An 8,686-nucleotide genomic window follows, 5' to 3' on the forward strand; every position below is an offset into this window, starting at 1 on the left:
TCGCGACCCCGATGGTCACGACTATCTCTCTCCAGAATTTTTTGATGCTAACCATCAATGGGTTGTGCACAACTGCATCACTCTTTTCGAGTGCCTCAAACGTGGGGGTCTCCTCGACTCCGAGGCGCAGCCACAGGGCTCCGAGAGTTGTGAATATGGCGAGAAGGAAGGGGATCCTCCATGCCCAAACGAAAATTTCTTCCTGAGTGAATACGGCTGACAGGACACCAATCGCTCCCGAGCTAAGCAATAGACCTCCAGCTGTACTTACCTGCTGCCAGCTTCCGTAGAGGCCGCGGTGCGCGGGCGGGGCCGACTCAACCATAAAGATGGCCGAGCCAGATGATTCGCCTCCAGCTGCGATGCCCTGGAGCAGGCGGAGAATTGTAAGTAGGATAGGCGCAGAAATTCCGATGGAGGCCTGGGTTGGCAGCACACCAATAAGTACCGTGCAAATACCGATGAGCAGGACTGAAGTAACGAGAGCCAAGCGCCGGCCGTAACGGTCTCCAATGTGGCCAAACAGCACGGCGCCCAGTGGCTTCGTGAGGTAGCCGGAGGCGAAGACGGCAAAGGTTAAGATCAACGCGCCGGTTCCGTTGTCAGAAAAGAAGAGCTTGGCGAGGATAACCGCCGAATAGCCATAAATCCCGATGTCATAACCCTCCAAGACATTACCGGCTGCGGCGGCGATGGCGGCACGGCGAGAGTGGGTACGTACCGACTCAGACTCGAATTTGGACAGTGTTTGTTTCATTGGTCAGTCTTCCTTCTCTAATAGGCGGAGGGTGAGAATGTCGAACTTCTCCATGTGTCTAATTCGCGATCACTGATGCATCCGACCACTTGAAGCGAAGTTGTGTCGAACACGCGACGGCATGTCGCGTCGCAGAAGCTTTTTGTCTCGCTCGAGAGCATTTTCACGTCGAAGGTCAATCTCTCTTCCTGGGGGAGATTGACCTGGCGCTGCATTCCAGTTGGAGCATGATGGCCTGTGGGCCACTGCCCTCTGTTAGGCAGAGAGTGACTCTGATGGGTGCTATCCACTCGCTCGTCGTTCGTCAATGGTTCCGCTCAATCCGGGCTTCGCAGCTCGTGGCGGTCGCCCGCCTACTCGATCGCGTTGACGCTGGCCAGGCGGCCCAGTGGAGCCGTGGAGAGCCAATGTCGAGTAGGCGCACGGATGTTGGTATGGCGCCTGGCAGCCAGCCGGTTGTGGTTGCTGTTGTATCGGCGTGTATTCACGTCAACCAAGGCGTACCAATCGGGATGGGCTCGGCGGGCCCCATCAGCAGCTGGCGCACAACGAGCGTCAACCGACGACCGGGATGTCGACGGCGATCGCGGGCGTTCAACTTGTCACCGGCGTTGAATCACGGATCCCTCTTGACAGAAGGCTTCTCCGTGTGACAGAAATGGCAGATACTCGCCCCATAGGCGAGCCAGTTGCTTTGATCAGGAGGCTTGAGTTGAACACAGACCTGTCCGTGAACTACATATCCGTCGGCGGAATCAGGACGCGCTATATCGATCAGGGCGAGGGTCCGGTCATCCTCCTGATCCACGGTGGCCACTCGGGTATGAGCATGCCGGGCGGCGGGGATGGTTGGGCTCCCGTCATCGCTCCTCTGGTCGACAAGGGCTTCCGCGTCGTGACCTTCGACAAGCTGGGGCAGGGAGAGACTGACCTCGCGCCGACGCATGCCGAGTGGACGTTCGATGCGGTGGTCAAGCACGCCAGGGGCTTCATCGACGCTCTGGGACTCGAGGACATGATTCTGGTCGGGCACTCGCGCGGTGGCCTGCTGGCGAGCAAGCTCGCTCTTGACATGCCGGAGTCGACCAAAGGTCTCTTCATCGTGTCGAGCGCGACGCTCGCTGGCACCGACGCTAAGTTCCGCGACGTTGAGTTCTACGACGCGATCACGCGTTCGCTTCCGGCGGACGCGTCTCCGGAGGAGATCTGCGGAGCCTACTTCCGTGCGCTGTACGTGACCCCGGTGCCGCAGGAACAAATCAATGCGGCCGCCGCTAAGTACGTCAAGGAGAACCACCAGAACGCCCTCAAGACCTACCCGATGGTTGAGAAGAAATACTGGGAGCCGAGTCTTCAGGCGGCGAAGGACGACATCCGCGCTCGCCTCTTCGCCGGCGAGGTCAATATTCCCGTCGAAGTCGTCTGGGGCCGCGACGATCGCTCGGCGCCGGTTGACCTGGGCATCGCCTTCTACCAGAAGCTCGCCCTCGTCTCGGAGACCACGAGCCTGCACATCCTGGGAACCGCGGGCCACAACGTCTTCGCGGAGCGAACCGAGGACTTCGTTCGAATCCTGGCGGACTACGCAGGCCGTCGCAGCGCCAGCTATGCGACGCGTCGTTGATGGTGATCCTGGGGAACTATCCCGCTTGACGGGGTCTTCGAGTCCGTGCCGGATTGGCGCAGCGCGCCCAGATCGTGCTGCTGGCTTCGGCGTGCGAGTCGAACACCGCGATCGCGGACAAACTGGCCTGTATCTCTTGAAGTGGCCCCCCTGTTCGTGTCCGGTTTCCGGCGACCACGGTGGGCTCTGGGAGAGGGGCCGAAGACAGCGGCGGTTTTCGGCTGGGCGTGATGTGCCCGTGAAAGAGATCGCGGCGCCCGTGGCTCCGTCCTCCCCGGACGAACCCGGTTGAGGGAATTGTTGCCCGGGCTGGTGTGCCGGTTGCGCTCAGCGCGCCGGGCCGGCCCGGCGCAGGCGCCGGATGACGCACAAGCGCGGGATCCTTCGGCGGGCGACAGCCGCAGGGCGGCCCGCATTGGGGCATGGCGGTCCTCCCGCGGGGTGGATTCTACCCCTGATTCCGCTCCCCCTTCCACGGGCCACTGGCTGGCCCCGCCAGAGGGGGCGGAGGAAGAAGCGGTCCCCATCGTGGAAGCCCTCGGCTGCGGCCGGTTCTGGGTCTGAGATCGGTGCCGGGCGGGGCTCACACTGGCCGGGCCTTCAGATCGGACTTGGTCATGCGGAAGGACGCCTCAACCTGCCACAGGTCGTGATACGCGCCGATCACCGCTGCTGCGGACATCTTCTCGGCGCCGGTGACCTTCAGGAACCTCGCCTTCTTCAGCGGCGTGCTGCCCGGGCAGGGACTGGGGAATTAACGGTGTATCCGGCTCGACACGCCGGGGCGGCAAGCCTGGCGGGAAGGAGCCCGATATGGCCGCAACACTTGAGGCTGTGCCGAGTACGAAAACCGTTGACGAACTGACAGAGAAATCCGAGGCCGAGGCTGCCCGCGAGCTGGTCAGGATGGCGAGGGAGCAGGGGCTGTCCCTGGCCGGTCCTGACGGACTGCTCAAGCAGCTGACCAAGACCGTCATCGAAACCGCCCTGGACGAGGAACTGACCGAGCACCTCGGTTATGAACGGCACGACACGGCGGCGAAGGATACTGCCAACTCGCGCAACGGAACGCGGTCCCAGACCGTGCTGACGGAGACGACAGGCCCGGTGCAGATCGACGTTCCGCGGGACCGGGAGGGGTGCCGATAGGCCCTGCTGCGAAGGTCCCGTGCTGCGTTGGCGCCGAGGATCAGCCCCCGATATACGGGGCGGTTTCTAGTGAACGTTGCGAATTAGATGTGTTTGCATCCGGTGTCCTAATCGTTGCATGGCTGCCCGTGGCGAGCGGTCGTTGAGACATGCTCGGGGCCTGTCGTTGAGTCCGTCGCAGACGTCATCGAGCTGGTCTAACTCCACACGTTCAGGTCCGTGCCCTTTGGAAAGTACTGCCGGAGCAGTACGGGGTCGCTTTAAGGGCCCTTCGCAGTTAAGCATGGTTGATGTCTCGGCCGGGCAGGGGCACTGACGGTCGGTGTTGTTGAAACCAAAGACCGGGCCGTGGAGAACGCGGCCTTGAAAGCTGCCGTTTCGTATTTGGCTGCGTCGATCGGGAGGTGCGCCCGGGCTTGTAGAGCCGCAGACCGTCCGTGCCGCAGGCCCATTCCGGTGGCGGACGGTGTGAGGTGTGTCAAGGATGTGAGACAGTCGGGTAGTTTCTTTTCGGTCAGGCAGCAGCGGGAAGCGGCTGGTTTCTGGTTGTGAAGTTGGCCATTGCTGTCGCGGGCGGCAGACCCTCGTTGTTGGTGTGAGGGCGCCAGCGGTTGTAGAACACTTCGATGTAGCGCATGGTCGCCCGTCTGGCGTCCTGGCGGGTGGTGAAGCTGTGGTGATGGTAGAACTCGTTTTTCAGGGATGAGAACAGCGATTCTGCGACTGCATTGTCCCAGCACACCCCGGTGGCGCCCATGGATTGGCGGATCTTGTTTCCTGCGCACCAGGCGCCCATTTCCCGGGAGGTGTACTGCGTTCCGTGGTCGCTGTGAAAAATGGCGTTGGGGCTCAGGTGGCCGCTGTCCCTGGCCATCGTCAGGGCTCCGGTAACCAACGAGGCGCGCATGTGCTCAGCCATGGCCCAGCCGACGACCATGCGGGTGCACAGGTCAATGACAGTGGCCAAATACAGCCACCCTTCGCCGGTGCGCAGGTAGGTAATATCGCCCACCAGACGCGTTCCAGGGGCTTCTGCAGTGAAGTCCCGGCCGATGAGGTCCTCGAAGACTTTATCCGGATCCGAGGCGATCGTGGTGCGCTTGAACGCTCTCATCCGCTTTGCCGCCCACCCGTTTTCGGCCATGATCCCCGCGACAGTGCCCACCGAAACCTCGATGCCGGCGGCGGCAAGTTTCGCATGGACCATGCGGTGCCCGAAGATCCCGTCGGAGGAATCGAAGACGGTCTTCACCTGATCCGTCAGTTCCCGGCGGCGCAGCGCAGTCGGGGTGTCGCCGGCGTCCAGCCGCCGGTAATACGTCGCCCGTGGGAGACCAAGCTGGCGGCACATCCAGGCCACCGGGAAGTCGGCGTTCTTCTCCTGAACAACTCGGTACAAGTCCTCTACCGTTGTTCTTTGGCGAAGAACGCCGAAACTTTTTTCAGGAAATCGTTCTCCCTCTCCAGCTCACGCATCCGTGCTTCCAACGCCTTGTATTTCGCAGGATCCACCGGATCATCCGGTTTCCCCCCACCGCCTGGTTGCCCCTCACGGGACACCCGCACCCAGCGTTTCAACGCGGTGACGGAAATGCCGAGCTCCGGAGCGACAGAAGCCGGCGAACGGCCAGATGAAACCACGAGCTCAACGGCATCAGCCTTGAACTCATCGGAATAGGTAGGTCGAGCAGACATGAGCACAATCCTTTCAAACTGTGTCTCACATCAGTAGTACACCTCAGTGTGCCTGCGGCGCGGACGATCTGCGGCGGGACGAACCACCCGAGACTCCCCTTCCGTCGTACCGGAAGCACTCCGAAAAGACCAGGACTTTGAACAACCTGAAGGACAGACCCATGACCACAAACTCCTCAGATCTGGCCCTCACGGTCGCCGTCACCCACCGTGGCGCTGGAAAAGAAGCCTTCGCGCACCTAACGCGGGGTGAATCCCTGGCCATGATTCCGCCGTTGATCCTCGAACTTTCCGGCAGGATCAGCCGCCGGGCTGCGCTCCTAGAGGCGTCATCAATCGACGCGGCCCACAGTTCCGATGACCTGGCCGCCCTCGCCTGGATTCAGCAATCCCTGGAAGATGTTGAAGCCACCATCATGGGACTGTCGGAGGTAAACCGCCGCCGTTCTGCAGCGTTCCACGGTCCTGCCCCTTCTTCTGCCGGAAGCCTTGGTCCCCTAGGTTCCGCCGGGGCCGCCGGGATTTGGGCCCTGGCTTGATCATGCCGGCGGGCTGCCGCTCCTCCGTTCCGTCCCAGGGACATTTGGCGTGTCCCAAAGTACTGATCACCGCCCTCAGATTAAGGATTTGACCATGCACGCAGCACCCGGTTGTCTCGTCGTCGCCGTTCACACCCGAAAAGAACTGGACGCCGCCCTGGATGAAGCGGTGGATCTGCTGAAGCCGGCGGCGATGGCTGAACACGTCGGCATCTCGGTGGCCCGCCTCGCCCCGGGCCGCTATGAAGCGCGCCTGGACAGCGACGTTCCACGCGGTGTGACACTCGAAAGGTGGGGGAGCGGGCTGCGATGAACGGACAGCAGAGCGATCTCTCCGGCGCGCCGGCTGGCAGCGTTTTTAGCATGGTCTGCCCCGCCGCCCGCCAGGCCGGCTGTTCCCTGCGTACGGCGGCTCTCGGCGCAGCGCCGGGGAGGAATGGGTTGAAAGAGTCGCTGACAGAATGCGAAATCGAAGTCTTCCTGTCCCTGGCCCGCGGGCACCGCATCGCTGTGAGGGATCATGAAACCGGGGCATTGTGGTACGGGCGGGTTGACATGACGTTTCCGGAACACGGATTTGTCTGGGTCATCACGGACGTCGGTGAGCGGAAGTTGCTCGACGTTGGCGTGCACACAATCTGGCGGCCGGAGGAGTCCGGCGCCTGCGGCCGCGTTCGCCGGGAAGCCGGTCGCCTTGGGCCTTCGACGATGAGCAGGGTGAGGGCCGTCTGACGCCGGGGGCAGGGCGTGGCCGCATGCAGCTGCGGCGTGGTGCGGCAGGAAAGAGGTCAGGGCCTCTTTGAATTGGTCGCGACCAAGCAACCAATACCCAAAAGAGACCCTGACATGAATAACTCTATGTCGTGTTCCGGTGGCCGCTGGTGCACGCGCGCGGATGCGCTGCTCGGTGTCGAGGGCGTCCGCGTCAGCTCCGTCACGGCAACCGGTACCGGCCTGCTTCTGGGCGTCGAAACCGGGGAGAACGTCACCGGCTGCGCCGACTGCGGCGTCATCGCGGTCGGGCATGGACGCCGCCAGGTCCGTCTCCATGACATTCCCTGTTTCGGCCGCCCGGTGCGGCTGCTGTGGGCCAAACGTGTCTGGCGGTGCCCGGACCCGGACTGCCCGAGAACGACGTTCACAGAGGAGCACCCGCTGGCAGGACCACGGGCGAAGCTCACCGCCAGGGCCGCCGGGTGGGCGACCGATGCGCTCCAGCATTTCGACACCTCGGTCTCCGCCTTGGCCCATCAGCTCGGCGTCTCCTGGCACACCGTCTGGGACGCGGTCAGGATCGAAGCCACCCGGCGGATCGCATCGACCGGCCGGCTGACCGGGGTAGATGCGCTCGGGGTCGATGAGCATGTCTGGTCCCACACCGGCCCGCCCGGAACCGGCATGGTCACCGGGATCGTGGACCACACCCGCGACCCCGCGGGGGTGGTGCACGCCAGGTTGCTTGACCTGGTTCCGGGCCGGTCGGGGAAGGCCTATGCGGACTGGCTCAAAGAACGCGGCGCAGGGTTCACTGCCGGGATCAAGACCGCCGCGCTGGATCCGTTCCGCGGCTACGCGAACGCGATCCGTGACGAGCTGCCCGAAGCCATCGCCGTTCTGAACGCGTTCCATGTCGTGAAGCTCGGCTCGGCCATGATCGACGAGGTCCGCCGCCGGGTCCAGCAGGACACCCTGGGACACCGCGGCCGCAAGGGCGACCCGCTCTACGGAATCCGTCGAACCCTGCAGATCGGCGCCGAACACCTCACCGACAAACAAGCCGCCCGGCTCGATGCTAAGCTCAGCGCCGGGGATCACGGCCACGAAGTCACCCTGGCCTGGCAGTGCTACCAGAAGCTCCGCAACATCTACCACGCCCGCCCGGAGCGGGGCCGGGAACTCGTCAACGAAGTAATCACATCATTCCCGACCTCCCCATCCCGGAAGTCGCCCGACTCGGGCGGACACTCAATGGAAGACAGCGATCCTAGCCTACTTCGACACCCACGGCGCTTCCAACGGACCCACCGAAGCGATTCAATGGCGTCATCGAAACCACCCGCCGAATCGCCCGCGGCTTCCGCAACTTCACCAACTACAGACTCAGATGCCTACTGGCCGCCGGCGGCCACCGCCCCTACCGGAACAAACAGACCAACCATGCCTAAACGCGAAGCCGCTTTAAGTCTTCTAGACCAGGCGCCCCTGGAGTTCTTCTGCGGCTGCCCGGAGCATGCCCCCGAGGTCGCTGCGAAGCTCCTCCGACATGCGGTGGGCCGGCACAGATACGTTGATTCCGTAGACAGTGCCGCTTGGGCCGGCAACCGCGGCGGCGACCGATGTCACCCCGTCTTCGCTCTCTTCGCGGCTATTTGCGTAACCCCTGTGCCGGATTTCGTCGAGCTCCCTTTCAAGGTCCGACCTGGAGGTAATTGAGTTGGTAGTCAGCTTGGGGAGTTCCTGCCCTGGGTACAGATTCCGCAGCTGCTTCTCACCGAGGAGGCTCAGCATCGCTTTACCAGTCGCAGTGCAGTTTGCTGGCAAGGTGAGGCCCTGGCGGGAACCGACGCGGACCGCTCGCCTGCTTTCGATGGCGTCGATGAATTGGACGTCAGTCCTCTCAAGCCTGGCGAAGTGGACGGTTTCTCCCGTTTGTTCGAAGATCCGCTCGAGGACCGGCCGGGCCAGTGTCCGGATGTCCACCTGCCGTCTGATCGCAAAGGCAATCGAGCTCAGCGCCTGCCCAGGTTCGTAGGCCCGGGTCGCCGGGTTCTGCCGAACGAAGCCACGGTAGAGAAGCATGCCCATCAGCCGGTGCGCCGTCGACGACGCCACGCCCAAGTAAGTGCTGGCATCGGTCAGCCTGATGCTGGGCTGGGTTTCGAACAGCAGGAGCAGCCGCAGGGCGTTATCAACAGACTCGAT

8 protein-coding genes and 3 pseudogenes are annotated in these 8,686 nt (G+C 63.0%); 6 read left to right on the forward strand and 5 right to left on the reverse strand.

The window, feature by feature from the left end:
- Positions 1-757 (reverse strand): MFS transporter (locus tag AC5Y5O_RS31415; RefSeq protein WP_139361186.1); only part of this gene is annotated, 757 nt, incomplete at its 3' end.
- Between the two features lie 712 nt (positions 758-1,469).
- Between AC5Y5O_RS31415 and AC5Y5O_RS31420 the strand changes: the two genes are divergently transcribed.
- On the forward strand, positions 1,470-2,381 hold the full coding sequence (locus AC5Y5O_RS31420; protein WP_157894438.1) for an alpha/beta fold hydrolase: 912 nt from the start codon (positions 1,470-1,472) through the stop codon (positions 2,379-2,381).
- Positions 2,382-2,967: 586 nt separating this feature from the next.
- Here AC5Y5O_RS31420 and AC5Y5O_RS31425 read toward each other — a convergent pair.
- Positions 2,968-3,117: pseudogene (locus AC5Y5O_RS31425) on the reverse strand (IS1634 family transposase); the annotation flags it as partial.
- Between the two features lie 77 nt (positions 3,118-3,194).
- On the opposite strand from AC5Y5O_RS31425, the pseudogene AC5Y5O_RS31430 reads away from it, so the two are divergent.
- Positions 3,195-3,521: pseudogene (locus AC5Y5O_RS31430) on the forward strand (transposase); the annotation flags it as partial.
- A 523-nt stretch (positions 3,522-4,044) separates the two neighbouring features.
- Here the strand turns inward: AC5Y5O_RS31430 and AC5Y5O_RS31435 are convergent.
- Positions 4,045-4,929, reverse strand: a complete 885-nt coding sequence (locus AC5Y5O_RS31435) for an IS3 family transposase (RefSeq protein ID WP_082901982.1) — start codon at positions 4,927-4,929, stop codon at positions 4,045-4,047.
- A 5-nt stretch (positions 4,930-4,934) separates the two neighbouring features.
- Positions 4,935-5,225 carry a transposase gene (locus AC5Y5O_RS31440; protein WP_047040760.1) on the reverse strand — a complete coding sequence of 97 codons (291 nt, stop codon included), beginning with the start codon at positions 5,223-5,225 and terminating at the stop codon, positions 4,935-4,937.
- Positions 5,226-5,386: 161 nt separating this feature from the next.
- On the opposite strand from AC5Y5O_RS31440, the gene AC5Y5O_RS31445 reads away from it, so the two are divergent.
- From AC5Y5O_RS31445 to AC5Y5O_RS31460, 4 genes and pseudogenes are all read left to right on the forward strand, one after another.
- A complete protein-coding gene (locus tag AC5Y5O_RS31445; RefSeq protein ID WP_047040757.1) occupies positions 5,387-5,764 on the forward strand; it encodes a hypothetical protein in 378 nt (125 codons plus the stop codon).
- A gap of 94 nt (positions 5,765-5,858) precedes the next feature.
- Positions 5,859-6,077: a hypothetical protein gene (locus AC5Y5O_RS31450; protein WP_047040755.1), complete on the forward strand. Its 219-nt coding sequence runs from the start codon at positions 5,859-5,861 to the stop codon at positions 6,075-6,077.
- Complete coding sequence (locus AC5Y5O_RS31455; protein WP_156525812.1) at positions 6,074-6,496, forward strand: hypothetical protein; 423 nt, start codon at positions 6,074-6,076, stop codon at positions 6,494-6,496. Before AC5Y5O_RS31450 ends, AC5Y5O_RS31455 begins: the two co-directional genes overlap by 4 nt.
- Positions 6,497-6,622: 126 nt before the next feature.
- Positions 6,623-7,684: pseudogene (locus AC5Y5O_RS31460) on the forward strand (ISL3 family transposase); the annotation flags it as partial.
- Positions 7,685-7,951: 267 nt separating this feature from the next.
- Here the strand turns inward: AC5Y5O_RS31460 and AC5Y5O_RS31465 are convergent.
- Positions 7,952-8,686, reverse strand: coding sequence for an IclR family transcriptional regulator (locus AC5Y5O_RS31465; RefSeq protein ID WP_317729018.1), 735 nt, complete (start codon positions 8,684-8,686; stop codon positions 7,952-7,954).

Source organism: Mycobacterium sp. NGS40 (genome assembly GCF_059812735.1).

Coding starts and splice junctions, on each gene's coding strand:
- AC5Y5O_RS31440 (WP_047040760.1), bottom strand. CDS start 5,225: ATGTCTGCTCGACCTACCTATTCCGATGAGTTCAAGGCTGATGCCGTT.
- AC5Y5O_RS31445 (WP_047040757.1), top strand. CDS start 5,387: ATGACCACAAACTCCTCAGATCTGGCCCTCACGGTCGCCGTCACCCAC.
- AC5Y5O_RS31450 (WP_047040755.1), top strand. CDS start 5,859: ATGCACGCAGCACCCGGTTGTCTCGTCGTCGCCGTTCACACCCGAAAA.
- AC5Y5O_RS31455 (WP_156525812.1), top strand. CDS start 6,074: ATGAACGGACAGCAGAGCGATCTCTCCGGCGCGCCGGCTGGCAGCGTT.